Genomic DNA, 25,275 nt, shown 5'->3' on the forward strand with positions numbered 1-25,275 from the left:
ACCCCGCCCGCCTCACCTCGTGCTCTTCGTCTGGTCGAGCGCCACCGTGCCCATGCGCTCGAGCTTGCCCCAGCCGACGAAGGGCCCTTTCAGCGCCGTCACGATCGAGCGCACCACGACCGAATACATGAGCTGGCGATAGCCGAAGCGTTGCAGGACGAGCCACCAGAGCAGGCTCCACTGCTCGCGCCGTTCGAGCATGAAACCGAAGATCGCCGCCGCCAGATCGACTACCACGAAGACGCAGTAGTAAATGGCGACGAGCTTGAGATCGGCATTGCGGAATTCCGCCCCATGCTGCGCCCAGGCGATCCACTGGCCAACGAGCTGCCAGACGAGCAGAAGATCGGCGAGCGGCGCCAGCGCCGTGAGCGCGATCTGGAAGAGCCACACCTGCGGCAGCGCGACCATGCCGAGCGCGCCATGGCGCGGATTGAAAGTGAGGGAGCGGTACTTCCACAGACATTGCAGCGTGCCATAGGACCAGCGGAAGCGCTGCCTGGCGAGATCGCCGAAGGTGGCGGGCGCCTCAGTCCATGCGATCGCGCTGCTGTCGAAGACGACGCGGTGCCCCGCCTTCTGGAGATGGATGGTGAGGTCCTGATCTTCCGCCAGCGTGTCGCCACGAAAGCCGCCAAGCTCCTCGAGCACCGACTTGCGCCAGGCGCCGACCGCGCCGGGCACGACGGTGAGCGTATCGAGCGCCGCCAGTGCGCGACGCTCCAGGTTCTGCGCGGCGATATATTCGAGCGCCTGCCAGCGCGTGACCATGTTGATGCGATTGCCGACCTTGGCATTGCCCGCGACCGCCCCGATGCTCTTGTCGCCGAACCAACGCACGAGGCGCGAAATCGTGTCGCGCTCGAACTGCGTGTCGGCATCGAGCGCGACGATGACGGCGCCCGTCGCCCTGGCGATGCCCACATTGAGCGCGTTCGCCTTGCCGCCATTCGGAATGTCGACGATCTCGACGCGAGGGTCGCTTGCAAAATTCGCATTGAGAATGCCGAGCGTGTCATCCTTCGAGCCGTCATTGACGACGATGACCTCGAGGTTCCGATAGTCGCTGGTGAGAATGCCCTTCACCGTCGAGACGATGACATTCTCTTCGTTATAGGCAGGCACGATGACGGAGACGCGCTCGCCCGTCGTCGCCACGGGCGGCTCCGGTGTCCGCAGTTCCATCCGCCGCCGCCAGAGGCTCAGGCCCACAAGCAGCAGAAGCCTGCCGATGCCGAGCCAGATGGCGATGAAGAAGCACCAGTAGAGAACATGGCCGAGCGTCGAAAGCGTCATGAACACAGCGCGATCGGTCAGGAGCGCCAGCGTCGGCGGCAGGGGCGGCATCGCCTCTTCGCTCGTGAGCGGCACCAGCGCCGACGCGGGCACGAACTCATATCCCCTGGCGCGAAGCTCGTCGATGATGAGAGGCAGCGCCTCGACCGTCTGCGAGCGGTCGCCGCCCGCATCATGCAGCAGCACGATGTTGGTCGGCACATCGGGCTTGGCGGATTCGATCTGGTCGACCGTGCTCTCGACGATCTTCTGCGCACCCGGCATTTCCCAATCGAGCGGATCGACATGCTCGCCCACGGTCACATAGCCCATATCCTGCGCGATCTTGACCGGCACGATTTCCTCGTAATCGGTCGGCTCGGCATCACCGAGATAGGGCGGGCGGAAGAGGCGCAGCGAGCGGCCGGTCAGTGCCTCGAAGAGACGCTGCGTCGCGTTGAGTTCGAGCTTCACCGCCTGTTCGGGCGTGATGGAAAGATTGGGATGCGTGAAGGTGTGGCTTCCGACCTCATGGCCCTCGGCGAGAATGCGCTTCACAAGTCCGGGATTGGATTCCGCATTGCTGCCGATGATGAAGAAGGTCGCGGGAACGTGCTTCTCCTTCAATATGTCGAGGATCTGCGGCGTCCATTCGGGATCGGGGCCATCGTCGAATGTGAGCGCGACCTTCTTCGGTGCGCCACCGAACTGCCTGATGACATAGGTCGTCGGCAGTCTCGTATAGACCTCGTCATTGATGTCGCCGGTCTTGGCGTCGATCTCGAATTTGCGCGCGCCTGTCGTCGGCTCCGCCGCCACGCTCAGAAACTCGCCCTGCCCTTCAAAGTCGATGTCGTTGATGATCGGAATTTCGGCAAGCTCGGCCGGTGCGGCCGCGTTGTAGGGCCTGCCCATGACGGACCAGATCGTCGGGTCCTCCGCGCCGATGCGCCAGAGGGCATAGCCAGCGGGCTCGTAAGGGTCGGCCGCGTGAATCTGGTTGAAGGCCGTGACCGCGTCGAGGAACCAGACATCGTGGCGGACGGAATTGTCCTCGAGATAGGAGAAGTGCGGATTGTTGGTGGCGTCGTCAAATTCGACATTGGCGCCGGAATCATGCGCGGCAAGCACCGCATCCTGAAATGAAAGACTGTCGACCGTGCCGCCGTTCCAGTCATAGGCATAGCTGCCGATGGCGATGATGGTGCGCTCGGGATCGAGCAGCTTCATGCGCTTGTCGATGACGCCCTCGAACCAGCTCTGGCTCGCGATGCTTCCCGGCTCGCTCGTCACCCAATGTTCGTCATAGGCCATGAGCACGGTGTAATCGACGATCTTTGCAATCTGGGCAAAAGGCCAGGTGTCGTCGCCGACGGGCGTTGCGATGGCAACCACCCAGCCATGCGCCTCGAAGGCGGTTTCGAGCTCCTCCAGAAAGCGCAGCAGGTTCCGCCGCGCCGGCACCGGCAGGTCTTCGAAATCCACCACCACGCCCTGCAGCTTGTGATCGCCGACGAAGCCGGCGACATCCTCGACGAGAGCCTGCCGCCGCGCGGGATCGGCAAGGAGGCGCGCGAGGCCGGGGCCATCCCACTTTCCCTGACTTGCGTTCTGAAGGGTCGGCAGAATGGCGACGCCCGGCTTGTTGTCCCGGATGTAATTATCGACCTTGGCATCGAACGCCTTGTTGAGCGCGAGATCGGGCCCCTGAAGATTGAGCCATGTGGGCATCACCCAGTCGAGATGGGGCAGCGTGCGCTGAAGCGACGCGAAATTCGTCGAGCCCCAGCTCGGATAGAAGGCGATCGAAAGCGGGCGTCCCTGCTGCGGCTTCAGGATTCCGGCTGTGAGGTTTCTGTGCAGGCCATGTTCGGCCCTGTGCTGGCGCTCGCGCGCGAGCTTCTCGCGCCGGGCGCGGGCTTCCTCGGCGAGCCTTGCCGCCGAGCGCAGAAGGCCGGGCGATGTGGCCTTGTTCTCAAGCTCGGCCGTCGGCACGGCGCTCAACTGGCCGGGAAGCTTGAGGCTCTGGAAATGAGGCACGGCAAGAAGGCTGGCGAGAAAGGCGATCCCGATGAGCGTGCTGGCGATCGCCACCGCCCATCCAATGAAGGAGACATGCGCCGCGCGGCGCCCCGTTGCGTCGAAAAAGATCGGCTTGTTCGCCATGATCACCCGGTCGACATCGGCGGCCCGTCCAGGAGCCCCGAACCGAACTCCGTTGCAATCTATCACGCCGGAGGTCGGGCGCCGCCCCCTTCCGCCGAAAAAGCGCGGCTGGAAGGTGCCATGCTGGAACCCGTGTGCCCATGCGTCACGCGGAATCCGCGGGACGTGTCGCCGCGTTTCCGTAATCTCGGGCCCGATTTGAGCCTTATTGCGGCGGGCCTATGGCAAAACTGCGGTGGCCGCGTCATATTCGCCGCTCCCGCCCCTCCCAGAAACGCCATGACACGCGGCACCGCCGACATACTCCTTCTGCTTGCCGCCCTGATCTGGGGGCTCGCCTTTGTCGGCCAGGCAACCGCCATGGCGCATGTGGGGCCGTTCACCTTCATCGGCGCGCGCTTCCTGCTCGCCTCTCTCGCGGTTCTGCCCTTCGCGCTCCGCGAGGCCGCCGCCGCGCCTGAAATTCCGGTGCGCCGCCGCCTCGGCCTTCTCGGCATCGGCGTCGTGTTCTTTCTGGCCGCCAGTCTTCAGCAGATCGCCCTTCTCAGCACGAGCGTCACCAATGCGGGCTTCCTGACCGCGATCTATGTCGTCCTCGTCCCGGCGATCGGCGCCCTCGCCCTTCGCCACCGGCTACCGGGCGCGATCTGGCCGGCCGCGCTCCTGTCGCTCGCCGGAACATTCCTGCTTGGCGGCGGCAGGATCGACGGGCTCAATTCGGGCGACTGGCTCGTCATCGCCGGGGCCGTCTTCTGGGCGGTGCAGATCCTCGCTCTCGGCCATCTCGCCTTCGATCTCCGCCGCCCCTTCGCGACAGCGCTCGGCCAGTTCGCCATCGCCACGCTGCTGGGGCTCGCGCTGGGGCTCGCTTTTGAGACCCCGAGCCTTGCCGGACTTGCCGCCGCCTGGCGCGAAATCGCCTATACGGGCATCGTCTCGGGCGGCCTCGCCTTCACCCTGCAATCCATCGCGCAAGGCCACACGCCGCCCGCCGACAGCGCCATTCTTCTCTCCATGGAGAGCCTCTTCGCCGCGCTTTTCGGCGCCCTGCTGCTCGGCGAACGTCTCGATCTGCTCGGCTGGATCGGGGGCGGCTTCGTGCTCGCGGCGGCTATCATCGTGCAGGTCGGTCCGCTCCTCGCCGCCCGCTACCGGACAAATCCGCTCGGCAGCGGACCGAAGTGACCCTTTTCCTGATCGCGCGGTAAGGCCATATTGGCGGCATGGCACGCAAGACCATCAAATCCTTCGGACGCGGCGCGGAAAGGCCGCTTTCGTCGCGGGACGTATCGGGCTTCTCCGAGGCGCCGGGCGCGAGCTTCGTGCCTGCGACAGGGATTGCCGATCGCGACCAATGGGCAGGCGCGCTCAAGGGCGACCCCGAGCACTGGCCGCTCTTTGCGCCGCATCGCCCGGAGCGCCCGGAAAAGTCGGAAGGCGGACAGCGCTTCAAACTCGTTTCGGAATATCAGCCCGCCGGCGATCAGCCGACGGCCATCGCCGAGCTTGTCGAAGGCGTGGAGAAGGGCGAGCGCGATCAGGTGCTGCTCGGCGTCACCGGCTCCGGCAAGACCTACACCATGGCGCAGGTGATCGCGCGCACCCAGCGCCCCGCCCTCATCCTCGCGCCAAACAAGACGCTCGCCGCCCAGCTCTATGGCGAGTTCAAGAGCTTCTTCCCTGAGAACGCGGTCGAGTATTTCGTTTCCTATTACGACTACTACCAGCCGGAAGCCTATGTCCCGCGCACCGACACCTATATCGAGAAGGAGAGCTCGATCAACGAGCAGATCGACCGCATGCGCCATTCGGCGACGCGCGCGCTGCTCGAGCGCGACGACGTCATCATCGTCGCTTCGGTTTCCTGCATCTACGGCATCGGCTCGGTCGAAACCTATTCGGCCATGACCTTCGCGGTGAAGACGGGCGAGCGGCTCGACCGCCGCCAGTTTCTCGCCGATCTCGTCGCGCTCCAGTACAAGCGCAATGACGCTGCCTTCGGCCGTGGCACGTTCCGTGTGCGCGGCGACACGATCGACGTCTTCCCGGCGCACTATGAAGACCGCGCCTGGCGCTTCACGCTTTTCGGCGACGAGGTGGAGGAAATCGCGGAATTCGATCCGCTGACCGGCGCCAAGACCGACCGCCTCGAAAGCGTGAAGCTCTACGCCAATTCGCACTATGTGACGCCGCGCCCCGCGCTCAGCCAGGCGATCGACGAAATCCAGAAGGATCTTCAGGTGCGGCTCCAGGAGCTCAAGGGCTTCGGCAAGCTTCTCGAAGCCCAGCGTCTCGAGCAGCGCACGCAATTCGACATCGAGATGATGGAGGCGACGGGAAGCTGCGCCGGCATCGAGAACTATTCGCGCTATCTCACCGGCCGCAAGCCGGGCGAGCCGCCGCCCACCCTGTTCGAGTATCTGCCGGACAACGCGCTCGTCTTCGCCGACGAGAGCCATGTCACCATTCCGCAGATCGGCGGTATGTTCCGCGGCGACTACCGGCGCAAATCGACGCTCGCGGAATATGGCTTCCGGCTTCCTTCCTGCGTGGACAACCGTCCGCTCCGCTTCGAGGAGTGGAACGCCATGCGGCCCCAATCGGTCTATGTCTCGGCGACGCCGGGCCCCTGGGAGCTCGAGCAATCGGGCGGCGTCTTCGTCGAGCAGGTCATCCGTCCCACGGGCCTCATCGACCCGCCGACCATCATCCGCCCGGTGGCCCAGCAGGTCGACGATCTCGTCGCCGAATGCCGCGACGTGGCCGCGAAAGGCCAGCGCGTGCTCGTCACCACGCTGACGAAGCGCATGGCCGAAGACCTGACCGAATACATGCACGAGCAGGGCATCCGCGTGCGCTACATGCACTCCGACATCGACACGCTGGAGCGTATCGAGATCCTGCGCGACCTGCGTCTCGGCGCCTTCGACGTCCTCATCGGCATCAACCTTCTGCGCGAGGGCCTCGACATTCCCGAATGCGCGCTCGTCGCCATTCTCGACGCCGACAAGGAAGGCTTCCTGCGTTCGGAGACCTCGCTCATCCAGACCATCGGCCGCGCGGCGCGCAACATCGACGGGCGCGTCATCCTCTATGCCGACAATGTCACCGGCTCGATGGAGCGCGCCATCGCGGAGACGAACCGCCGCCGCGAAAAGCAGATGGCGTATAACGAGGCGAATGGCATCACGCCGGAAAGCGTGCGCAAGAACATTGGCGACATTCTCGAAAGCGTTTACGAGCGCGACCATGTGCGCGTCGATACGGGCGAGGCGGACGAGCCCTTCATCGGCCACAATCTGCGCGCCCATATCGCCGAACTCGAAAAGCGCATGAAGGAGGCCGCCGCCGACCTTGAATTCGAAACGGCGGCACGGCTGCGCGACGAGATCAAGCGGCTCGAAGCGACCGAACTCGCCGTCGCCGACGACCCGCTGGCCCGCCAGTCCACGATTGAGGAAAAAGTCGCATCCTCCGTACCCGTCAAGGGCCGCTCATCGAGCGGCAAACCCGGCACGCGCGCGACGAAGTACAGGGGCAAGAAGCGGTAGACTTACCCTTCATCCCGGACAGTCGTCCGTCCACGTCTTGCTTTTGACAAGAAATCCCGCGACACTTGCCGCCTGACACGCCTTTCGGGGGGAAGCGACGTGGAAGATTCAAGCATCTATCGGGATTTCAATTGGGCGGCAGATCATGCAGTGCGGCAGTATCATGCCGCCCTGCCTTATCTCGTCTCCGACGGCGCAATCCGCCTCTATATCCTGTTCGCCGCGTTCTCCGTACTGGCGCTTTCCGTCTGGCTTTCCTACAGATCGATGTCCAAGCTGAAAGGCATCGAGGAAGACGTATTCGCCATCAAACGTCGTGGGCCCAAACCCACGAAACCAGCTTCCATTGATGCGGCCCGGGATCGCCTGAATGCCTTCCGTAAGGTTATGTGGCGCGCCTATTTCCTTACTCTGCTCGTCTTTGTGATATCCGGTTTTCTGATCCCGTCCACAGGACTCTATCTGAGCGGTGTCTATTACAAATGGCTCGATCCGATGGGAGCGCCTTTTGTGTCGTTACATGGCGGCGACGTAGTGACATCTCCGCACGATGCGGAACTCGCCCTCTTCGTCGTCAATCAACTGACACATGGCGCACTGATGGATTTTCTCGAAGTCTTTCACGTCGACTTCGGCGCGATAGCCAACAATCCTGAAAACTACCTGTTCTCGTTCGCGGTCCTTACCTATCGCAGCTTTGTCGGAACCTTCGCCTTCGCACTGCTGTTCTTTCTGCGCCGCGCCATCGTGATTGCCTGGCAGATGCCGACGGCAGAGGAGCTCTACCCAACGCCCGACAAGGCTGCCGCGACCTGACTGAGCCCGAGAGAGTTCGCCCCTTCACTCCACCCTCTGTATTCACACGTCATGGCCCGGCTTGTCCGGGCCATCCATGTCTTTCGGACACGAAGAGAGTAAGACGTGGATGACCCGCGTGAAGCGGGTCATGCCGGGGTGGATGGTGTGACGCGGGGCTACCCCCTCCCAACCCTCCCCCTCAAGGGGGGAGGGCTATCAGGCGGTTCGCCGGCTTACCTCTGCGGCCTTCCGCCGACGATCGAGACGCGCTCGCCCTGACGCGAATAGGGGTAGTAGTCCCAGACCGCGTGATGCTGCGCGCAGCGATTGTCCCAGAAGACGAGCGTGTTCGGCTCCCAGCGCACGCGGCACTGGAAGACCGGATTGCTCTCCAGATGCCGCCACAGCATTTCGAGAAGCCCCGCGCTTTCCGAAGGCGTCAGCCCCTCGATATGCGTGGTGAAGCCGCGATTGACATAGAGGAGCTTCCGCCCCGTCTCCGGGTGGCGCGCGATGACGGGATGCCTCGTCTTCGGCCAGCCGCCTTCCGGCGCCGCCTTGCCATAGCCGCCCGTATAGGGCTTGGCGCCGTCATGCACAGCGTCGAGCCCTTCGAGGAAGGCCTTCATCGCTGGCGAAAGCGTCTCATAGGCCTCATAGGCGCTGAGGAAGCAGGTGTCGCCACCGTAGCCGATTTCCGGAATCCGCGTGATGTAGAGCATCGAGCCGAAAGGCGGCTCCTCGTCGCAGGTCACATCCGCGTGCCAGCCTTCGCCCGCCACATAGCGCGAGTTCTGATCGGCCTTGATCGGCAGGATTTCGGGGTCGCCCTTGGGCTCGCCCTCCTTCGCCGCCGAATGATAGGGATGCGTGTGCAGCTTGCCGAAATAGCGTCCGAAGCGCTTGTGGTCCTCGCGCGTGAGTGTCTGATCGCGGAAGACGAGCACCAGATGATCGGCGAAAGCCTGCTTCACTTCGGCGAGCTGCGCCTCGTCGAGCGGCCGCGAGAGATCGACGCCCTCGACCTCCGCCCCGATGACCGGCGTCAGCGGCGCGACGCCGATGGTCTTGTACTCCCGCCTTCCCTCCGTGCGTGCGATGCGCATATGAGCCCTGCTCGCCATGATGTCCTCCTCATCATTGCGTCGCGGATTGCGACCCTTCGCCGGAAGGCTAGCGCCGCGGGGCTGGCATCACGCAGCGGAAAGTTCCAATATTCCGCTCAACGGAACAGCCAGGATGGCGGCGCCGCGAAACGGCGGAAAAACCGGGAAGAGATGGCATGTCCGAAACGGCAAAACCCGCCCGCGAGCCCGTCGCCCGCGCGCTCAGCGTGCTCGAGGCGCTGAACCGCGCGCCGCTCCTCCATGTGGGCGAAATCGCCGAGGCGACCGGCCTGCCGAAATCCTCCGTCGTTCGCCTGCTCACACAGCTTGCCGATGCGGGCTATGCCGAGCGCATGTCGCGCATGGCGGGCTGGCGCGCAACTTCGCGCGTCCTGCGGCTTGCCTCCGGCGTACGCGAAAGCGACCTCGTCGCCGAGGCCGCGCGCGAGCCCATGTACGCCTTCACACGCAAATATCGCTGGCCGGTCTTTCTCGGCATCCCTCAGGGCCACGAAATGATTGTGCGTTTCGGCACGGCGTCGGAGAGCCCTCTAGCTCTCGACCCCGTCGTCCACAATCTGCCGACGACATTTCTTCTGAGCGCGCTGGGCCAGGCGTGGCTCGCCTTCTGTCCGGCGGCAGAGCGCGACGACGTCATCGCCCGGCTTGCGCAGTCGCGCCGCGCGAGCGACCGCCTCGCCCGCGATCGCGCCGACCTCGATCGGATCCTCGCCCGCGTGCGCAAGCGCGGCTATGCGATCACCGACGAGGCGACGCGCCGCATGACGGCGAAAGTGATCCGCAGCGCGCTCGAGGCTCGCAAGCGCGCCACTGGCCTCGGCGTGCCGATCCTCGCGGGCCCGCGCATACTCGGCGCGCTCTCGCTGCGCTATTTCCGTTCGAGCCTCAGCGACACCGAGGCGGCGCGGACCTATCTCGAGCCGATGCGCGATCTGGCCCGGGAGATCGCGGCGAAAGCCGCCATGGCCGCGCACTTGTCCGGCAATGAAAAAGGAACACGATGAACTCGACCAGCACCCTCCTCATCGGCACGACTGGCATGCTGAAGGCCGCGGCGTTGCACGCCGTCGCGCGGTCGAAGCAGGCCGTGCTCCTTTCGCGGCATGCGGAGGACTTCACCTTCGGCAGCGACACGCTCGACCGCAAGCTGACGCGGCTTGCTCTCTCCTATGAGGACGAGGCGGCGTTTCTCGACGCCGTGGCGGCGCAAGCGCCCTATGACCTCGCGCTCACATGGATCAGGCCGCGCGGCGAAATCCTTCGCGCCGCGCTGGACGGCATGATCGCGCCGGGCGGCACGCTTATCGAGGTGATGGGGAGCCGCTCGATCCTTCTCGGGACGAGCGGCGAAGCTTCGCTCGCCGAGCGGCGGGCCGGCGCTCTGGCGCTTCAGCCGGGCGTTACCTATGCGCAAGTGATCCTCGGCTTCGTCATCGAGGAGACGGGCTCGCGCTGGCTCCGGCATGAGGAGATTTCGGCCGCCGCTATCGCGCAGATGGAGCACCCCCAACCGCGCCTCGTCGCGGGCACGCTGGAGCCCTGGGAGAGACGGCCGCAATAAAGCCGCTCGCCGCCCACGGACGCGGCTTCTGGATTGCCGGGGTAAGCGTGGCAATGACGAAGTAAACGCTACCGCTTTCCCCGCAGCCGCTTGCGTTTCTCGGCGAAATACATCGCCTCGAGCTTCAGCCCGTCCGGGTCGAGGAAATAGACCGCGCGGTAGCCTTCGCCATAGTCCGGATAATCCGCAGGCGGATCGATGACCTCCGCGCCCATTTCCACGAGCCGCTCATAGACCTTGTCGACGTCGCCCGGCCGCGAAAGCTCGAAGGCATAATGATGGAAGCCGACATCGCCGATGTGATGCTTGTGTTTCTTGCCTTTGGCGTCTGCTTCGGTGATCCAGTACATGGTGCGGCCATTGTTCCAGCCGACCGTCTTGCCGAATTCCCATTCGCGCTCGAAGCCCATGAAGCCGAGCAGATCTTCGTAGAATGCGGCCGAACGCCTGAGATTGCCGACGCGGATGGCGAGATGATCGATGCCGAGGACGCGGACCATTGGCTGCCTCCTTCGCTTTCGCTCCCAGCGCAGCAGCGTCGCGCAGGCGGCGCGCCCGCGCAAGGCGCGGCAAAGGGCTACGCCGATTTTCCCGCCAGCAGGGCGCGGCCCGCGCGATACCAGCCCATCAGCCGCTCGTTCGTCTTGATCGCGCGCTTGAGGCCGAGGCGCGTATGGAGCGCACCCGCCGATGCGAGGCCCCAGGGCGTCGCCGCCTCGACGAGATTGAAGAGCGCCATGGGCGCATCGCAAAAACTTTCCTTGTAGGCCGCATGGCCGACGGAAAGATCGTAATGCGTGTGGCCAGCCTCGATGCTCGTGGCGATGAGCTTCAGGAGATGGATCCGGCCCGGCGAGAGCTTCGCATGGGCATGGTCGTAAACGTGAACCATCAGCGTCGCGCGGCCATGCCAGATGTGAGCGATCGAGCCCGAGATCATGCGCCCGTCAAGCGTGAGCTGCGCGACCTGGAGATTGAGCAGCCCTCTTTCGGCGGGCAGCGCCGCAAGCGCCAGATAGGCGGCGCGATGGGCCTCGTCCTCGAAGATCGAGGCGATGCCCTGCTGGCGAAGCTGTTCGGCCTTCTGGTCGAGAATTTCGAGCGCCATGGCGCGCGCCTCGTCCGGCGTCGCGGCGACGCGGAAGCCAAGCGCGCCCTGCCCGCCGAGCTTGCGCTCCTTCACGCGATCGTTGCGCCGCGTCTCCGGCCGGAAGCGCGTGATGAACTCCTCATAGCTCGATGGCAGCGCGAAGACGAAACCGGGATCGGAAGCAGGCTCGCCGCCAAGCGCGACGAATGGGTTGCGCGCCTCGCCGAGATATTCCGGCTGGTTTTCAAAGAGCACGACATCGTGCTTCGGAAGCGCGCGCCGGATTTTCGGCCAGAGCGCGGCGAAGCGGCCATGCGGCAGATGATCGGCGAAATCGGGGGCGACGAGCGGGCCCTTGTAGTCGGCGAACTTGCCCCCGAGCCAGACGAGGCAGCGCGCGCCCATGTGCCGCTCGATCCCGAGGGGCGCGAGCATAAGGGGCCTGCCGCCAAGCGAGATTGTGAGGATCGCCGGTTCGACGTCCGCCCCCGCATGGGCGTGCCATTGGGCGAGCCAATCGAAGCTCTGAAAGCCGGTGCCGAGCGCCTCCTGCTCGAAGCGGCGCCAATCAGCCTCGGCGGAGGCAAAGCTCGCGTGAACCGTGAATGCAAGCCCCCGCCGCGCCGGAGCGACCGGGCGCAGGGCCAACGGGCCGGAAGGGCGTACGGAACTGCGGAGCGCGGCCGGTTGCCTTGCGCTCGCACTCTCACCCGTCATGGCCATCTCGATATCCTTGCATCATTGCGGCACGCGCGTCGTTCCGTTTCCGAACGCGGCGACGCTTCTCCATCCGTTTCCCCCATTGGAGAGCAAGTTTCCGGCCAGCGCTGCCCGCGCCTGGTGGCCAATGGCGCACCTCGCCGCCAGCTCTGCTAAAGTCCCGCCAGCTCGGCCACAGGAGGTCAAGATGCCAGCGCTGATCCCGGTTACGACGGCAGGAACGCCGGAAGAAGGTGCGCCGCCGCCCGACCGCGTGCTCGAGGGCGCGCCGAGGAACCGGACATGGAACGCATATGAGACGCCCGATGGCCGCTTTTTCTCCGGAATATGGGAATCGGAGCCCGGCAAATGGCGGATCGAATATACCGAGGCCGAGTTCTGCCACATTCTCGAAGGCGAGAGCCGCATCGCGGGCGAGGACGGGACGCTGGTGACCGTTCGCGCCGGAGACGCCTTCGTCATACCGGAAGGTTTCAAGGGCACCTGGGAAGTGGTGACGCGCACGCGCAAGCACTACGCCATCCATCTGCCGCCAGAGAACTCACAAGAGGACTGAGATGAAAGCTGCTCTCGTCACCGGCGCCGCGCGGCGCATCGGCCGCGCCATCGCTCTGGCGCTTGCCGGGGAAGGCTATGCCGTCGCGCTCCATCACTACCAGTCCGATGCCGAGGCGGCTGGGCTCGTCCGCGAGATCGGCATGAGGGGCGGCAAGGCCGTCGCGCTGAAGGGCGATCTCGGCAATGTGGCCGATGTTTCGGCACTCGTGCCCGACGCCGCGAGGGAACTCGGCCCCCTCACCCTTCTCGTCAACAACGCCTCGATCTTCGAGGAAGACGGTCCCGCCACCATGACGCAGGCGAGCTGGGACGGGCATATGGACACGAACCTCAGAGCGCCCGCCTTTCTCTCCCAGGCCTTCGCCGCGCAACTCCCGGACGGCGCCAGGGGCAACATCATCAACATCATCGACCAGCGTGTCTGGCGGCCCAATCCGCGCTTCCTCTCCTATACGGTGTCGAAAATGGCGCTCTGGGACCTGACGCGCCTTCTCGCCCAGGGCCTCGCCCCCCATATCCGCGTCAACGGCATCGGCCCGGGCCCGACGCTGGCCAACCAGCGCCAGACCGAGGCCGATTTTGCCCGCCAGACTGCGGCAACAATTCTTCGCCGCGGCACGTCGCCAGACGAGATTTGCGACGCTGTTCGGTTTATTCTCGCCGCGCCCGCCATGACCGGCCAGATGATAGCGCTCGATGGGGGCCAGCATCTCGCCTGGGAAACACCCGACGTGATCGGTATTCCTGAATGAGTTGAGAACCCCCGAAAATGAGCCAGCCCGAAAACGTATTGCCCCTCAAGATCGCCGACGCGGCGCACTCCATCCGTCATGTCTTCGTGCGTGACCTGCTGCTCGACGCCCATATCGGCGTTTATGCCCATGAGCAGAAGACCACCCAGCCCATTCGCGTGAATGTGGATCTGACCGTGCGCGAGACTGTTCACGGCGACAAGCTCGCCAATGTCGTCTGCTATGAGGAGGTGGTGAACAGCATCAAGGCGCTCGTCGCCAGCGGACACCTCAACCTCGTGGAGACGCTGGCGGAGCGCATCGCCTCGACCTGCCTTCAGGATGCCCGCGTCAGCGTCGCTCGCGTCCGGATCGAGAAACTTTCGGCGATCCCGGAAGCGGCCAGCGTCGGCGTCGAGATCGAGCGCGCCAGACCTTCCGCCTGATGCAGCGGCGCGGCGGGGACCGGGCATCGGCCCTCCGCAAAAAGCGGCAATGGAATCAAAGCCTTGCCACTTCCGGCCCGCGCGTGCGGAGTGTTTGTACACAGCTCCGACTGGATGCGAAAATCATAATTTTCCTTGACTCGCGCTATGCTCGACTCGCAGCGGCTATCGCGCAAAAACAAAAAAATCCTTAATATTCAAACACTTAAATTTGTCACGGATTTCGGCGTGGCGTCATAAAAGTTAACCATGACAAAGGCTTGACGAAGAACAGACAGAATATTTCAACAAACTTATCCACAGGAGAATTTGGAGGAACCGGAGGGCTCCCGAATCGGGCTTCATCGCGGGCGGGGTGCCCCCGCGAAGCACGATCCGGTCAGGCGATCGCGGCAAAACGGACCATGAACAGCAAGGATGACGGCAGCAACGGATCGGGCGGAGGCGCTACCGGCGAGGGTGAAGCGCTCCGGGCGCCCATGGGCGCGACGGAGAAGCTCTCCGGCGCCGATCTCATCGCCGAGAAGGTGAAGCTGCTGCCCGACAGCCCCGGCGTCTATCGCATGTATGGCGCGGGCGGCGATCTGCTCTATGTCGGCAAGGCGCGCAACCTCAAGAAACGCGTCTCGAACTACACCAAGCTCACCGGGCATTCGAACCGCATCGCGCGCATGATCGCATCTACGGTCGCCATGGAGTTCATCACCACGGCGACGGAGACGGATGCGCTCCTCCTCGAAGCCAATCTCATCAAGAGCGGCAAGCCCCGCTACAACGTGCTGCTGCGCGACGACAAGTCGTTTCCCTACATCCTGCTCACTGGCGATCACGCCTTTCCGCAGGTGCTGAAGCATCGCGGAAGCCGCACGCGCAAGGGCGATTATTTCGGGCCCTTCGCTTCCGCGGGCGCCGTCAATGCGACGCTCAACGCGCTCCAGAAGGCGTTTCTGCTGCGCTCCTGCTCCGACAGCGTCTTTGAAAGCCGCACGCGCCCCTGTCTGCTCTACCAGATCAAGCGTTGCAGCGCCCCCTGCACCGGAGAGATCAGTGCCGCGGATTATGCGGCGCTGGTCGAGGAAGCGCGCGACTTCCTGCGCGGCCGCTCGCGCAAGACGCAGAAGGAACTCGCGGCGAATATGGAGTCGGCGGCCGCCGCCCTCGATTTCGAGCGGGCTGCCATCTACCGCGACCGCATCCGCGCGCTGACCCAGGTGCAGCAGCATCAGGGCATCAACCCGCACACGCTGACGGAAGCCGATGTCATCGCCGCATGGAGCGAGGGCGGACAGACCTGCGTTCAGGTCTTCTTCTTCCGCGCCGGCCAGAACTGGGGCAACCGCGCCTACTTCCCGCGCCATGACAAGGATGTCGATACGGAGGAAGTGCTCGACGCCTTTCTCGCGCAGTTCTACGAGGACCGGCATCCGCCGCGCCTCGTGCTGCTGAGCCATGACGTGCTCGGCAGAGCGCTGCTGGCGGAAGCCCTTTCCATCATTGCGGGCCACAAGGTCGCGGTCGGCGTTCCCCGCCGCGGCGAGAAACGCGAACTCATCGACCACGCGCTCACCAATGCGCGCGAGGCGCTGGGCCGCCGCCTCGCGGAAAGCTCGACGCAGCGGAAGCTTCTCGAAGGCGTGGCGGAAGTCTTCGGCCTTGGCGAAGCGCCCACACGCATCGAGGTCTATGACAACAGCCACATTTCCGGCTCGAAGCCCGTCGGCGGCATGATCGTCGCGGGCCCCGAAGGTTTCATGAAGTCACAATACCGCAAGTTCAACATCAGGAGCGACATCGAGCCCGGCGACGATTACGCGATGATGCGCGAGGTGCTGACACGCCGCTTCACACGCCTGCTGAAGGAAGCGGGCGAAATCGCAGGCGAGGCCGAACCGCGCCCCGGCGACGAGGCGGAAGCGGAAGCGGCCACGCATAAGGAATTTCCCGACTGGCCGGACCTCATCCTCGTCGATGGCGGCGCCGGCCAGCTCAAGGTCGCCTGCGAGGTTCTGGCCGAACTCGGCATCGACAGCGTCGCCATGGTGGGCGTCGCCAAGGGCCCTGAGCGCGATGCGGGCCGCGAGCGCTTCTTCATGCCGGGCCGCGATCCCTTCATGATGGAGCCGCGCAACCCCGTTCTCTACTACCTTCAGCGCCTCCGCGACGAAGCGCATCGTTATGCGATCGGCAGCCACCGTGCCCGCCGCTCGAAGGCGATCGGCGTCAATCCGCTCGACGACGTGCCGGGCGTCGGTCCGGGGCGCAAGCGCGCGCTGCTGCGCCATTTCGGCTCGGCGCGGGCCGTGGCGCGCGCGGGGCTTGCCGATCTCGAGGCCGTCGACGGCATCAGCGCCAAGGTCGCCCGCACAATTTACGACTTCTTCCATGGGAGCCCGGAGACTTCCGGCAAATAGGACTCCCCGCGGCTGACATAGCGCGCAGCTTTGCTATGCTGCCACGACAAGGAGAATCCCCTGCCGGGAAGAGGCGCGAATGTCCACCAGCCTGCCCAATCTGCTGACTTATGCCCGCATCGTGATGGTGCCGGCCGTCGTCGCCTGTTTCTATTTCGACGGCGACGCCGCGCGCTGGTTGGCGCTGGCGATCTTCGTGCTGGCGGGCATCACCGATTTCTTCGACGGCTATCTCGCGCGCGCATGGGCGCAGCAGTCGAACCTCGGGCGCATGCTCGACCCGATCGCCGACAAATTGCTCGTCGCGGCCGTTCTGCTCGTGCTCACACGGGCGGGCACCATCGCCGGCTGGTCGCTCTGGGCGGCGCTCGTCATTCTCTGCCGCGAGATTCTCGTTTCGGGCCTGCGCGAATTTCTGGCGGAAGTGCGCGTAAGCGTGCCCGTGTCGCAGCTTGCGAAGTGGAAGACCGCGATCCAGATGATCGCCATCGGCTTCCTTCTCGCGGGGCCGGCGGGCGACAAGCTCATCTCCGGCATCACCGAAACGGGCATCGCCCTTCTCTGGGCGGCGGCGATCCTGACGCTCTATACGGGCTATGACTATTTCAAGGCGGGCATCGGCCATCTGACCGGACCGGTCAAGACAGCCGATCCGCGCGGAGCCGCCGGGCAGGACGGAAAATCGTGAAAATTCTCTACTTCGCCTGGGTGCGCCAGAAGGTCGGCACCCCGGAGGAAGAGATCGCCCTTCCAGGCGGGCTCGGCGATGTCGCCGCCCTCATTGCCTGGCTGAGGACGCGCGGACCCGGCTATGAGGCGGCGTTTGAAAATCTGGACCTCATCCGCGTCGCCGTCGATCAGGCTCATGTCGAGTTCGATGCGAGCATCGAGCGTGCCGAGGAAATCGCCTTCTTTCCGCCGGTGACCGGCGGCTGAGAGAACCCCATGATCCGGGTACAGACCGAGGATTTCGACATCGGAGCGGAAATGGCCCGCCTCCTGCGCGGCCGCACCGATATCGGCGCGGTTGTGAGCTTCACGGGCCTCGTGCGCGACGTGACGGGCGGCGCCTCCGTCTCCTCCATGGAGCTTGAGCACTATCCGGGCATGACTGAGCGCGAGCTTGCGCGCATCGAGGCGGAGGCAAATGCGCGCTGGCGCCTTCAGGCGAGCCTGATCATCCATCGCGTCGGCAAGCTCGAGCCGGGCGACAATATCGTGCTCGTGATCACCGCCTCCGCGCATCGGGAGGACGCCTTCAGGGCGGCGGAATTCCTGATGGACTATCTGAAGACCCGCGCCCCGCTCTGGAAACGCGAAGGCGGCCCCGAAGGCGCCCGCTGGGTCGAGGCCCGCGCCAGCGACGATGCGGCGGCGGCGAAATGGGACGAAAAAGACGGCTGAGTTTCCCCAGCCGCCTCGTTTCAGATTTCTCGAGCCTCGAGCCTTGCGCTCAGGCGCGGGCCGCAACCGGCGCGCCGCCGCGCACTTCAGCCGTATAATCCTCGAAAAGCGTCGAGGTGATCTTGCCCGGCGTGAAGCGGTGAGGTCCGATCTCGCCCACCGGCGTGACTTCCGCGGCGGAGCCGGTGATGAAGCATTCGCTGAAGGAGGAAAGCTCCTCCGGCGAAATGTGGCGCTCGACGACCTCGATGCCACGCCGCTTCGCAAGCTCGATCACGGTCTGGCGCGTGATGCCGTTGAGGAAACAGTCCGGGGTCGGCGTATGGATGACGCCGTCCTTGATGAAGAAGATGTTGGCGCCCGTCGCCTCGGCCACATAGCCGCGATAGTCGAGCATCATCGCGTCGGCATAGCCGTTATTCTCGGCGGCATGCTTGGAGATGGTGCAGATCATGTAGAGGCCGGCGGCCTTCGCATGAGAGGGCGCCGTCTCCGGCGAGGGACGCTTGTACTTCGCGATGTCGAGGCGGATGCCCTTCTTGCGCTGCTCGGGGTCGAAATAGGAAGGCCATTCCCAGGCCGCGACCGCGAAATTGATCTTGTTCTTCTGCGCCGAGACGCCCATCGCCTCGCTGCCGCGCCAGGCGACCGGGCGCACATAGCCGTCGACGAGGTTCTGCGCCTTCAGCGCGGTGCGGCACGCCTCGTCGATTTCCTCGACCGAATATGGGATCTTGAAGCCCATGACCTCGGCCGAATTGATGAGCCGTTCGGAATGTTCGCGCAGCTTGAAAATCTTGCCATTATAGGCCCGGCAGCCCTCGAAGACGCAGCTTGCATAGTGAAGGCCGTGGGTCAGTACGTGCACCTTGGCATCGGCCCAGGGAACGAGTTCCCCGTTGAACCAGATAAAGCCGTCGCGTTTGTCGAAAGGAATGTCTGCCATGTGCGTGTTCCTGTTCCGCCGCCTACGTTCGGTGATTAAAAGCTGTCTGGCTGGCCACTTTGCCCCCGATGGGGCCCCGCGAAAACAGATAGAATTCGTAAGATTCGACCGGCCACGTTCTGTCTGATCTCTTGGCGGTAGAAAAACACTAACATGGTCGGAAAAAATATGTCAACATGGCTGACATAAATTTATGAGCAAGACCAGAATTATTGGAAAAGAGCACCCCTCCGCCCCGCCGGAGCCGCGGAAAGCCGTGCTTCCCGACGCCGACGAGCCGATCATGGAGGCGATCGAACTCCTTTTCTTCGGCTATCGCGACTTCGTGAGCGACCCCGACGTGATCCTCACATCTTATGAGTTCGGCCGCGCGCACCACCGCGTCGTCCACTTCGTCGGACGCAACCCCGGCATTACGGTCGCCGAGCTGCTGAGCATTCTGCTCATCACCAAGCAGAGCCTCGCCCGCGTGCTGCGCCAGCTGATCGAGCGCGGCTTCATCGAGCAGAAGACGGGCGAGAAGGATCGCCGTCAGCGCCGGCTCTATCTCACCGCCGCCGGGCTCGATCTCTGGCGGCGTCTGCTGGAGCCACAGCACAGGCGCGTGCGGCGCGCCTTCGCGGCCGCCGGCCCGAACGCCGAGCGCGCATGGCGCGACGTGCTGCTCGCGCTTCTCGACGAGGAACACCGGCCCGAGGTCGAGCACGTCATCGCCAAGGACGCATTGCCCGAAGGCACGAAGGATCGGAAATGAGTGAAAGCGCGGTGAACCCCGCTTCCCCCGGCGCGCAGCCGCAAAAGGAAAGGCCCCCTGGCGCTCCGCCCGCCGAGGACGCGCCGCATATTCTCGTCGTCGACGATGACCGGCGCATCCGCGAGCTTCTGAAGCGCTATCTCGCGGATAATGGCTACCGGGTGACGACGGCGGAAAACGCCGCCGAGGCGCGCGCGAAACTCGCCGGCCTCGCCTTCGACCTGCTCGTGCTCGACGTCATGATGCCGGGCGAGAGCGGGCTCGAACTCACGGCCTCGCTCCGGCGCTCGTCGAGCGTGCCGATCCTGATGCTGACCGCGCGGGGCGAGACGAGCGAGCGCATCGAAGGGCTCGAGCACGGCGCCGACGACTATCTCGCCAAGCCCTTCGAGCCACGCGAGCTTCTGCTGCGCATCGGCACCATTCTCCGCCGCGCCATGACGCCAGGAAGCAAGGCCGACGAAATCTCGCTCGGCGAATGCCGCTTCGATCCGGCGCGCGGCGAGCTTCGGCGCGGCGACGAGATCGTCCGCCTCACGACGCGCGAAGTGCAGCTTCTGCGCATCTTCGCCGCGCATCCGGGCCAACCTCTTTCCCGCCTCGATCTTTGCGACAACGAGGCGGCGGAGCGCTCCATCGACGTTCAGATCAACCGGCTGCGGCGCAAGATCGAAGCCGACCCCCGCAATCCGAGCTACCTTCAGACGGTGCGCGGCGAAGGCTATGTGCTGATGCCGGACTGATCGAGGCCAGAAAATTCATGGCGTTCCGCCCCTTCCAGATGATCAAGCGCTTTCTGCCGACCGGCCTCTACTGGCGATCGCTCATCATCATCGTCGCGCCGATGGTGATCCTCCAGGCCGTCGTCACCTATGTCTTTATGGATCGCCACTGGCAGATGGTGACGGAGCGCCTCTCGCAGAACACTGTTGCCGACATGGCGCTGGTTCTCGCCGAATATGAAAGGAACCAGACGCCCGAGCAGGCCGCCGAGATCGCCATGCGCGCCAACACGTTCCTGTCGATGTCGGTGGCATTTCTCCCCGGCGAAAACCTGCCGGACACGCCCTCGAGCAATCGCGGCCTGCTCGATCATTCGCTATCGGACGAGATCCGTAGCCAGATCAACCGCCCCTTCTGGATCGATACACAGCGCTACAGCGACTATGTCGATCTGCGCGTTGCCTATAATGGCGGCGTCATGCGCGTGCTGGCGCTGCGGAGCCATGTCTATGCCGCCAACTCGCACATCTTCATCGTCTGGATGGTCGGCGCCTCGCTCGTGCTCATCACCGTCGCCATTCTCTTCCTCCGCAACCAGATCAGGCCGATCGAGCGGCTGGCGGAAGCGGCCGAAAGCTTCGGCACCGGACGCGACGTTCCGGCCTTCCGCCCGCAAGGCGCATCCGAAGTGCGCCGCGCCGCCATCGCCTTCATCCAGATGCGTGAGCGCATTCAGCGCCAGATCGAGCAGCGCACCGCCATGCTCGCCGGCGTGAGCCACGATCTGCGCACGCCGCTCACACGCTTCAAGCTGCAACTCGCGCTACTCGGCGATACGCCCGAGACCGAGGAACTGAAAGCCGATGTGCGCGAGATGGAACGGATGCTCGAGGATTACCTCGATTACGTCCGCGACCATCAGCGCGAGGAAACGGAAATCGCCGATCTCTCGGACCTCCTCAACGAGATCCAGTACGACGCGCAGCGCCGGGGCCGCGAGGTCAGGCTCGAAACGCATGGCGATCTCACGCTTCCGCTCCGGCGCAACGCCTTCAAGCGCTGCCTCACCAACATCGTCGACAATGCCTGCAAATATGCGGCGCATGTCTGGGTGACAGCCGTGCGCGATGGCGACGACATCGACATCGTGGTCGATGACGACGGCGCGGGAATTCCTGAAGATCAGCTGGAGGAAGTTTTCCGTCCCTTCTACCGCCTCGACGAGGCCCGCAATCTCGACGAAGGCGGAACGGGGCTCGGGCTTGCCATTGCGCGCGACATAGCGCGCGGCCATGGCGGCGACATCCAGCTTGCAAGAAGCCCGATGGGCGGCCTGCGCGCCGTCGTTCACGTGCCGGTATGAAGAGGCCAGTGTGAAGATAAGTGAGAAGACGGCCTAGGCGGCCTGCCCGTCCTCGCGGGCGCGGCCGAAACGCGACATGGCCGCGATGAGATCTTCGCCCTGCCGCAAGCGCCGGTCGAGTTCGGCCATGGTCTTCGCCTGATCCTCGCCATCCTCGAGCCAGACGCGGAAGGCCGCCGCCCAGACGAGCGCAAGGCCGCGCACGCGCAAGGCGCCGCGCAATCCCGAAGCATCGATGCCGGCCGCCTCGAGCATCCAGCCCAGCGATTGCAGCGCCGGGCGCAGCAGCGCGGCGGCTGCCACCGGATCGCGGGCAAGATCGCGCGCAATCTTTCTGAGCGCGGGCTTCTGCGGCGCCAGCGCATCGAAGCGCAGCATCAGCACATCGAAGAGCCGGTCGCGCGCCGCCTCTCCGGAGAGGTCTTCGGCCTCGGCCGCCGCCAGCACCTGCGCGTCGACGCGCCGCGACCAGGCGGCAAGGATCGCTGCCTTGGTCGGGAAAAGCTGCGCCAGCTCCGGCAGGCTCACCTTCGCCGCCTCGGCAATGTGGGCAAGCGCAAGCTCGTGCCAGCCGCGGCTCGCGGCAAGCTTCAGCGCCGCGTCGATGATCTTGTCCTCGGGGGTCTTTTTGCGTGCCATGTCCTGCTCTCCCGCCGGAGAACATAGGCGCTCACGCCGGAATGCGCCACCAGCGCCGGAGCGCGACGAGCGGCCACGCGGCCGCGACAAGACCTAAGCGCCAGGGGCCTACTGGCCGAGCTCGCGCGAGCGATCGCGCGCCGCCGCCGTGGCCCGCCGCAGAAGCTGCGAAAGCCCACCTTCGCCCATGAGGATGTCGAGCGCCGCTGCCGTCGTTCCGCCGGGCGAGGTCACGTTCTTGCGAAGCGTGGCGGGCGTCTCGTCGAGCCGGTAGAGCATTTCCCCGGCGCCGGAAACGGTCGCGCGCGCAAGACGGGCCGAAAGCTCCGGGTCGAGGCCAAGCGCCTCGCCTGCCGCAGCCAGACATTCGGCAAGGTGGAACACATAGGCAGGGCCCGAGCCTGAAATCGCCGTCACCGCGTCGATGAGCGGCTCGCTCTCGACCCAGCCCACCTCGCCCACGGCGCCGAGAAGGCTCGCCGCCTGCTCGCGCTGCTCGGCGGTCACACGCGCATTGGCGCAGGCGACCGTGATGCCGCGCGAAACGGAAGCGGGCGTGTTCGGCATGGCGCGAACGGCGTGGAGCCCGCCGCCGAGAAGCTCCTCGAGCCGCAGAAGGCTCGTCCCGGCCGCGATCGAGATGAAAAGCGTGTCGGGCGAAACGAGCGCGCCAAGCTCCGGCAGCACGGCGGCCATGGACTGCGGCTTGATGGCGAGCACGACCACGGCTGGCTTGCGCGCCGCGATGTCGGCGATGGAAAAATTGAGCGGGATGCCGCGCTCGGCGATCAGCCGCGCGATCTCCGGCGAAGGCGCCGGATCGCGCACGAAGACCTGCCGGGGCGCAAGCCCCTGTGCGAGCCAGCCCGAAAGCAGGGCGCCGCCCATCTTGCCGGCGCCGACAAGAACGAGCGGTCGTTGCAGAACTATCGTCATGCTGGAAACCGTATCACTGCAAAATGAGGCTCAGGCTCTGCCCCGCGTCTCGAACATCGCCGCCGCGATCGCGTCCTCGGCGCTCTTGCCCGCCCAGAGGACGAACTGGATCGCCGGGTAATAGCGCTCGCACGCCTCGACCGCCAGCCTGAGCAGCGCCTCGCATTGCTCGGGCGTCGCCGTGGCGCCGCCGCAAAGGAGCAGGCTGTTACGATAGAGAAGCGCGCCTTCCTCCGACCAGAGATCGAAATGGCCCGACCAGAGCTGCTCGTTGATGAGGCTCAGCAGATGCCTTATCTGGGGGCGCTTCTCCGCCGGCACGCGGATGTCGAGCGTGGAGGCCACATGCAGGCCCGAGAGATCGTTGCGCCAGTTGAGCGAGATGTGATGATCGCGCCACTCGCCGGCAACGCAGATCGTCAGTTCGTCCTCATGGCTGCGCTCGAAGATCCAGTCCCGGATCGAAGCCACCTGTTCGAGCAAATCCAGGGGATTTGCGTCGAACTCGTCTGCTTCAACGAGGGAAGCGGTCATTCTGTACCCCAAATCGGCGGCCGCAAGGGCATGCCAGAACCCGTTATCAATATATTGTGGGTCCAGCTTCCTCGTCCCACCACCTGAACGTGACGCATGTGTTGAGTCGGCGCAACCCTTGAGGGTGCGCCGGGCGCGAAAAACTGGGGATTATTCGGCCTGTAACGGGCCTTTCAGGCGTTATTCGCCGTCATTCGCGCCGTCCGCCGGCTCGGCCGTCCGCGCCGCGCCCTGCCCGCGCGGCTTGCGGGCGAGTTGGGCCTCGAGCGCCTCGATGCGGAGCTTCAGCGCCTCGTTCTCCTCGCGGGCGAGCCGGGCCATGTCGCGCACCGCCTCGAAATCCTCGCGCGCGACGAGATCGAGATCGGCGACGAGCCGCTCCGCCTGCGAGCGGATGAGCGTCTCGACTTCCTGACGCACGCCCTGCGCGGCGCCGGCGGCATTGGTGAACAGCCGGGCGATCTCGTCGAGAACACGGTTTTGCGTCTGGGTCATTTGGCTCTCCTTGCACCTAAGGCGCGACATTACCCCGCCCGGGGCAAAAAATCGAACGGGGCGATTTGTCTCTCTCCGGCCTGCGTCTTGACACAAGGTGCGAGGCGGCGACACTGGCGCGGGCATTCCCGCGAAGACGAGGCCACATGACCGGCATCCCCTTTCCCGACATTGATCCGGTTCTGATCCATCTCGGGCCCGTGGCCATACGCTGGTATGCGCTGGCCTATATCGCAGGGCTCGTGCTCGGCTGGCGCTACATCCTCGCCGCCGTGGACACGCCGCGTCTCTGGGCGGGGCCCGCGCCCGTCGCCAGGCTCGAGATCGACGACGCGCTTCTCTGGGCGGCGCTCGGCGTCATCGTCGGCGGGCGGCTCGGCTATGTCCTCTTCTACAATTTCGACTACTACCTCGCGCATCCGGGCCAGATCCTCACCGTCTGGCATGGCGGCATGAGCTTTCACGGCGGCGCCTTCGGCGTGCTCGTGGCGCTTTTCATCTTCGCGCGACGGCACGGCATAGCGCCGCTCGCGCTCATGGACCTTGCCAGCGCCGCCGCCCCCATCGGCCTCTTCTTCGGCCGCATCGCCAATTTCATCAATGCCGAGCTCTGGGGCCGCGCCACCGATCTTTCCTGGGGCGTCGTCTTCTGCAACGACATGATCGCCGCCGCCAATCGCGGCATCTGTCCGGCAGGCGCTATGCCGCGCCATCCGAGCCAGCTCTACGAAGCCGCGCTCGAAGGCATTGTGCTCTTCCTCATCCTCCGCCTGCTCACGCATCGCCTCGACGCGCTGAAGCGCCCCGGCACGATCTTCGGCGCCTTCATCGCGGGATATGGCCTCTGCCGTGTCTTCGTCGAATTCTTCCGCGAGCCCGACGCGCAGCTCGGCTATCTCCATGGCGACTGGCTCACCATGGGCATGGTGCTTTCGATCCCGATGATCCTTGCGGGCGCGCTCATCGTCTGGAAGGCGCCCATGCTCGCCGGATGGACGACGCCGCGCTCGGCAAAACCTTCCGCGACCGCCTCCGGGCCAAAATAGG

At 65.0% G+C, this 25,275-nt stretch carries 25 protein-coding genes; 16 read left to right on the forward strand and 9 right to left on the reverse strand.

The window, feature by feature from the left end; all coding sequences use genetic code 11:
* Nucleotides 1-12 precede the first annotated feature (12 nt).
* On the reverse strand, nt 13-3,441 hold the full coding sequence (locus tag WBG82_RS03645) for a polysaccharide deacetylase family protein (protein ID WP_424421512.1): 3,429 nt from the start codon (nt 3,439-3,441) through the stop codon (nt 13-15).
* A gap of 279 nt (nt 3,442-3,720) precedes the next feature.
* Between WBG82_RS03645 and WBG82_RS03650 the strand changes: the two genes are divergently transcribed.
* The 3 genes from WBG82_RS03650 (at nt 3,721) to WBG82_RS03660 (ending at nt 7,808) form a co-directional block, all read left to right on the forward strand.
* Nucleotides 3,721-4,626, forward strand: a complete 906-nt coding sequence (locus WBG82_RS03650) for a DMT family transporter (RefSeq protein ID WP_424421513.1) — start codon at nt 3,721-3,723, stop codon at nt 4,624-4,626.
* A gap of 38 nt (nt 4,627-4,664) precedes the next feature.
* Complete coding sequence (gene uvrB / locus WBG82_RS03655; protein ID WP_424421516.1) at nt 4,665-6,992, forward strand: excinuclease ABC subunit UvrB; 2,328 nt, start codon at nt 4,665-4,667, stop codon at nt 6,990-6,992.
* 99 nt (nt 6,993-7,091) lie between these two features.
* Complete coding sequence (locus WBG82_RS03660; protein WP_424421519.1) at nt 7,092-7,808, forward strand: hypothetical protein; 717 nt, start codon at nt 7,092-7,094, stop codon at nt 7,806-7,808.
* 215 nt (nt 7,809-8,023) lie between these two features.
* Here the strand turns inward: WBG82_RS03660 and WBG82_RS03665 are convergent, their stop codons facing one another.
* Nucleotides 8,024-8,914, reverse strand: coding sequence for a TauD/TfdA dioxygenase family protein (locus WBG82_RS03665; protein WP_424421521.1), 891 nt, complete (start codon nt 8,912-8,914; stop codon nt 8,024-8,026).
* Between the two features lie 158 nt (nt 8,915-9,072).
* On the opposite strand from WBG82_RS03665, the gene WBG82_RS03670 reads away from it, so the two are divergent.
* Nucleotides 9,073-9,921 (forward strand): helix-turn-helix domain-containing protein, encoded by an 849-nt coding sequence (locus tag WBG82_RS03670; protein ID WP_424421523.1) that lies wholly within the window; start codon nt 9,073-9,075, stop codon nt 9,919-9,921.
* Complete coding sequence (locus WBG82_RS03675; protein ID WP_424421526.1) at nt 9,918-10,478, forward strand: hypothetical protein; 561 nt, start codon at nt 9,918-9,920, stop codon at nt 10,476-10,478. The genes WBG82_RS03670 and WBG82_RS03675 overlap by 4 nt, the downstream gene beginning before the upstream one ends.
* 68 nt (nt 10,479-10,546) lie before the next feature.
* Here WBG82_RS03675 and WBG82_RS03680 read toward each other — a convergent pair whose 3' ends face one another.
* Nucleotides 10,547-10,978 carry a VOC family protein gene (locus WBG82_RS03680; protein WP_424421528.1) on the reverse strand — a complete coding sequence of 144 codons (432 nt, stop codon included), beginning with the start codon at nt 10,976-10,978 and terminating at the stop codon, nt 10,547-10,549.
* A 77-nt stretch (nt 10,979-11,055) separates the two neighbouring features.
* Entirely contained in the window at nt 11,056-12,291 is a 1,236-nt protein-coding gene (locus WBG82_RS03685; RefSeq protein ID WP_424421530.1) for a GNAT family N-acetyltransferase, read from the reverse strand.
* 184 nt (nt 12,292-12,475) lie between these two features.
* Between WBG82_RS03685 and WBG82_RS03690 the strand changes: the two genes are divergently transcribed.
* From WBG82_RS03690 to moaE, 7 genes are all read left to right on the forward strand, one after another.
* The gene (locus tag WBG82_RS03690) at nt 12,476-12,844 is read left to right on the forward strand and encodes a cupin domain-containing protein (RefSeq protein ID WP_424421532.1); all 369 of its coding nucleotides are present in this window, start codon (nt 12,476-12,478) and stop codon (nt 12,842-12,844) included.
* Between the two features lies 1 nt (nt 12,845).
* The gene (locus WBG82_RS03695) at nt 12,846-13,598 is read left to right on the forward strand and encodes an SDR family oxidoreductase (RefSeq protein WP_424421534.1); all 753 of its coding nucleotides are present in this window, start codon (nt 12,846-12,848) and stop codon (nt 13,596-13,598) included.
* A gap of 17 nt (nt 13,599-13,615) precedes the next feature.
* Entirely contained in the window at nt 13,616-14,023 is a 408-nt protein-coding gene (folB, locus tag WBG82_RS03700; RefSeq protein ID WP_424421537.1) for a dihydroneopterin aldolase, read from the forward strand.
* 479 nt (nt 14,024-14,502) lie between these two features.
* A complete protein-coding gene (gene uvrC / locus WBG82_RS03705; RefSeq protein ID WP_424421642.1) occupies nt 14,503-16,434 on the forward strand; it encodes an excinuclease ABC subunit UvrC in 1,932 nt (643 codons plus the stop codon).
* 79 nt (nt 16,435-16,513) lie between these two features.
* Nucleotides 16,514-17,122: a CDP-diacylglycerol--glycerol-3-phosphate 3-phosphatidyltransferase gene (gene pgsA / locus WBG82_RS03710; RefSeq protein WP_424421539.1), complete on the forward strand. Its 609-nt coding sequence runs from the start codon at nt 16,514-16,516 to the stop codon at nt 17,120-17,122.
* Nucleotides 17,116-17,370 (forward strand): molybdopterin converting factor subunit 1, encoded by a 255-nt coding sequence (gene moaD / locus WBG82_RS03715; RefSeq protein ID WP_424421645.1) that lies wholly within the window; start codon nt 17,116-17,118, stop codon nt 17,368-17,370. The genes pgsA and moaD overlap by 7 nt, the downstream gene beginning before the upstream one ends.
* Nucleotides 17,371-17,379: 9 nt before the next feature.
* Nucleotides 17,380-17,838, forward strand: a complete 459-nt coding sequence (gene moaE / locus WBG82_RS03720; protein ID WP_424421541.1) for a molybdopterin synthase catalytic subunit MoaE — start codon at nt 17,380-17,382, stop codon at nt 17,836-17,838.
* Nucleotides 17,839-17,887: 49 nt separating this feature from the next.
* Here moaE and WBG82_RS03725 read toward each other — a convergent pair whose 3' ends face one another.
* The gene (locus WBG82_RS03725) at nt 17,888-18,784 is read right to left on the reverse strand and encodes a branched-chain amino acid aminotransferase (RefSeq protein WP_424421543.1); all 897 of its coding nucleotides are present in this window, start codon (nt 18,782-18,784) and stop codon (nt 17,888-17,890) included.
* 256 nt (nt 18,785-19,040) lie between these two features.
* Here WBG82_RS03725 and WBG82_RS03730 point away from each other — a divergent pair, with 256 nt between their 5' ends.
* Genes WBG82_RS03730 through WBG82_RS03740 form a run of 3 tightly spaced genes read left to right on the forward strand, consistent with a single transcriptional unit; the run spans nt 19,041 to nt 21,624 of the window.
* Nucleotides 19,041-19,538 carry a MarR family winged helix-turn-helix transcriptional regulator gene (locus WBG82_RS03730; protein ID WP_424421546.1) on the forward strand — a complete coding sequence of 166 codons (498 nt, stop codon included), beginning with the start codon at nt 19,041-19,043 and terminating at the stop codon, nt 19,536-19,538.
* Nucleotides 19,535-20,281, forward strand: a complete 747-nt coding sequence (locus WBG82_RS03735; RefSeq protein ID WP_424421548.1) for a response regulator — start codon at nt 19,535-19,537, stop codon at nt 20,279-20,281. The genes WBG82_RS03730 and WBG82_RS03735 overlap by 4 nt, the downstream gene beginning before the upstream one ends.
* A 17-nt stretch (nt 20,282-20,298) precedes the next feature.
* The gene (locus WBG82_RS03740; protein ID WP_424421550.1) at nt 20,299-21,624 is read left to right on the forward strand and encodes an ATP-binding protein; all 1,326 of its coding nucleotides are present in this window, start codon (nt 20,299-20,301) and stop codon (nt 21,622-21,624) included.
* Between the two features lie 33 nt (nt 21,625-21,657).
* On the opposite strand, the gene WBG82_RS03745 is transcribed toward WBG82_RS03740, so the two are convergent.
* The 4 genes from WBG82_RS03745 to WBG82_RS03760 all read right to left on the reverse strand — a co-directional run bounded on the left by WBG82_RS03745 (nt 21,658) and on the right by WBG82_RS03760 (nt 24,228).
* A complete protein-coding gene (locus WBG82_RS03745) occupies nt 21,658-22,263 on the reverse strand; it encodes a TetR family transcriptional regulator (RefSeq protein ID WP_424421553.1) in 606 nt (201 codons plus the stop codon).
* A 108-nt stretch (nt 22,264-22,371) separates the two neighbouring features.
* Nucleotides 22,372-23,199: a pyrroline-5-carboxylate reductase gene (gene proC / locus WBG82_RS03750; RefSeq protein ID WP_424421556.1), complete on the reverse strand. Its 828-nt coding sequence runs from the start codon at nt 23,197-23,199 to the stop codon at nt 22,372-22,374.
* 30 nt (nt 23,200-23,229) lie between these two features.
* Nucleotides 23,230-23,733, reverse strand: a complete 504-nt coding sequence (locus WBG82_RS03755) for a YbjN domain-containing protein (protein ID WP_324299284.1) — start codon at nt 23,731-23,733, stop codon at nt 23,230-23,232.
* 180 nt (nt 23,734-23,913) lie between these two features.
* A complete protein-coding gene (locus WBG82_RS03760) occupies nt 23,914-24,228 on the reverse strand; it encodes an accessory factor UbiK family protein (protein WP_424421560.1) in 315 nt (104 codons plus the stop codon).
* Between the two features lie 146 nt (nt 24,229-24,374).
* Between WBG82_RS03760 and lgt the strand changes: the two genes are divergently transcribed.
* Complete coding sequence (lgt, locus tag WBG82_RS03765; RefSeq protein ID WP_424421563.1) at nt 24,375-25,274, forward strand: prolipoprotein diacylglyceryl transferase; 900 nt, start codon at nt 24,375-24,377, stop codon at nt 25,272-25,274.
* Nucleotide 25,275 lies beyond the last annotated feature (1 nt).

This window comes from Parvibaculum sp., assembly GCF_049671045.1.
Taxonomy (GTDB): domain Bacteria; phylum Pseudomonadota; class Alphaproteobacteria; order Parvibaculales; family Parvibaculaceae; genus Parvibaculum.

What these genes read in the sequence shown, in the direction of transcription:
- WBG82_RS03645 (WP_424421512.1), bottom strand. Translation starts at nt 3,441, where the DNA reads ATGGCGAACAAGCCGATCTTTTTCGACGCAACGGGGCGCCGCGCGGCG.
- WBG82_RS03650 (WP_424421513.1), top strand. Translation starts at nt 3,721, where the DNA reads ATGACACGCGGCACCGCCGACATACTCCTTCTGCTTGCCGCCCTGATC.
- uvrB (WP_424421516.1), top strand. Translation starts at nt 4,665, where the DNA reads ATGGCACGCAAGACCATCAAATCCTTCGGACGCGGCGCGGAAAGGCCG.
- WBG82_RS03665 (WP_424421521.1), bottom strand. Translation starts at nt 8,914, where the DNA reads ATGGCGAGCAGGGCTCATATGCGCATCGCACGCACGGAGGGAAGGCGG.
- WBG82_RS03670 (WP_424421523.1), top strand. Translation starts at nt 9,073, where the DNA reads ATGTCCGAAACGGCAAAACCCGCCCGCGAGCCCGTCGCCCGCGCGCTC.
- WBG82_RS03675 (WP_424421526.1), top strand. Translation starts at nt 9,918, where the DNA reads ATGAACTCGACCAGCACCCTCCTCATCGGCACGACTGGCATGCTGAAG.
- WBG82_RS03680 (WP_424421528.1), bottom strand. Translation starts at nt 10,978, where the DNA reads ATGGTCCGCGTCCTCGGCATCGATCATCTCGCCATCCGCGTCGGCAAT.
- WBG82_RS03685 (WP_424421530.1), bottom strand. Translation starts at nt 12,291, where the DNA reads ATGGCCATGACGGGTGAGAGTGCGAGCGCAAGGCAACCGGCCGCGCTC.
- WBG82_RS03690 (WP_424421532.1), top strand. Translation starts at nt 12,476, where the DNA reads ATGCCAGCGCTGATCCCGGTTACGACGGCAGGAACGCCGGAAGAAGGT.
- WBG82_RS03695 (WP_424421534.1), top strand. Translation starts at nt 12,846, where the DNA reads ATGAAAGCTGCTCTCGTCACCGGCGCCGCGCGGCGCATCGGCCGCGCC.
- folB (WP_424421537.1), top strand. Translation starts at nt 13,616, where the DNA reads ATGAGCCAGCCCGAAAACGTATTGCCCCTCAAGATCGCCGACGCGGCG.
- uvrC (WP_424421642.1), top strand. Translation starts at nt 14,503, where the DNA reads ATGGGCGCGACGGAGAAGCTCTCCGGCGCCGATCTCATCGCCGAGAAG.
- pgsA (WP_424421539.1), top strand. Translation starts at nt 16,514, where the DNA reads ATGTCCACCAGCCTGCCCAATCTGCTGACTTATGCCCGCATCGTGATG.
- moaE (WP_424421541.1), top strand. Translation starts at nt 17,380, where the DNA reads ATGATCCGGGTACAGACCGAGGATTTCGACATCGGAGCGGAAATGGCC.
- WBG82_RS03725 (WP_424421543.1), bottom strand. Translation starts at nt 18,784, where the DNA reads ATGGCAGACATTCCTTTCGACAAACGCGACGGCTTTATCTGGTTCAAC.
- WBG82_RS03735 (WP_424421548.1), top strand. Translation starts at nt 19,535, where the DNA reads ATGAGTGAAAGCGCGGTGAACCCCGCTTCCCCCGGCGCGCAGCCGCAA.
- WBG82_RS03740 (WP_424421550.1), top strand. Translation starts at nt 20,299, where the DNA reads ATGGCGTTCCGCCCCTTCCAGATGATCAAGCGCTTTCTGCCGACCGGC.
- WBG82_RS03745 (WP_424421553.1), bottom strand. Translation starts at nt 22,263, where the DNA reads ATGGCACGCAAAAAGACCCCCGAGGACAAGATCATCGACGCGGCGCTG.
- proC (WP_424421556.1), bottom strand. Translation starts at nt 23,199, where the DNA reads ATGACGATAGTTCTGCAACGACCGCTCGTTCTTGTCGGCGCCGGCAAG.
- WBG82_RS03755 (WP_324299284.1), bottom strand. Translation starts at nt 23,733, where the DNA reads ATGACCGCTTCCCTCGTTGAAGCAGACGAGTTCGACGCAAATCCCCTG.
- WBG82_RS03760 (WP_424421560.1), bottom strand. Translation starts at nt 24,228, where the DNA reads ATGACCCAGACGCAAAACCGTGTTCTCGACGAGATCGCCCGGCTGTTC.
- lgt (WP_424421563.1), top strand. Translation starts at nt 24,375, where the DNA reads ATGACCGGCATCCCCTTTCCCGACATTGATCCGGTTCTGATCCATCTC.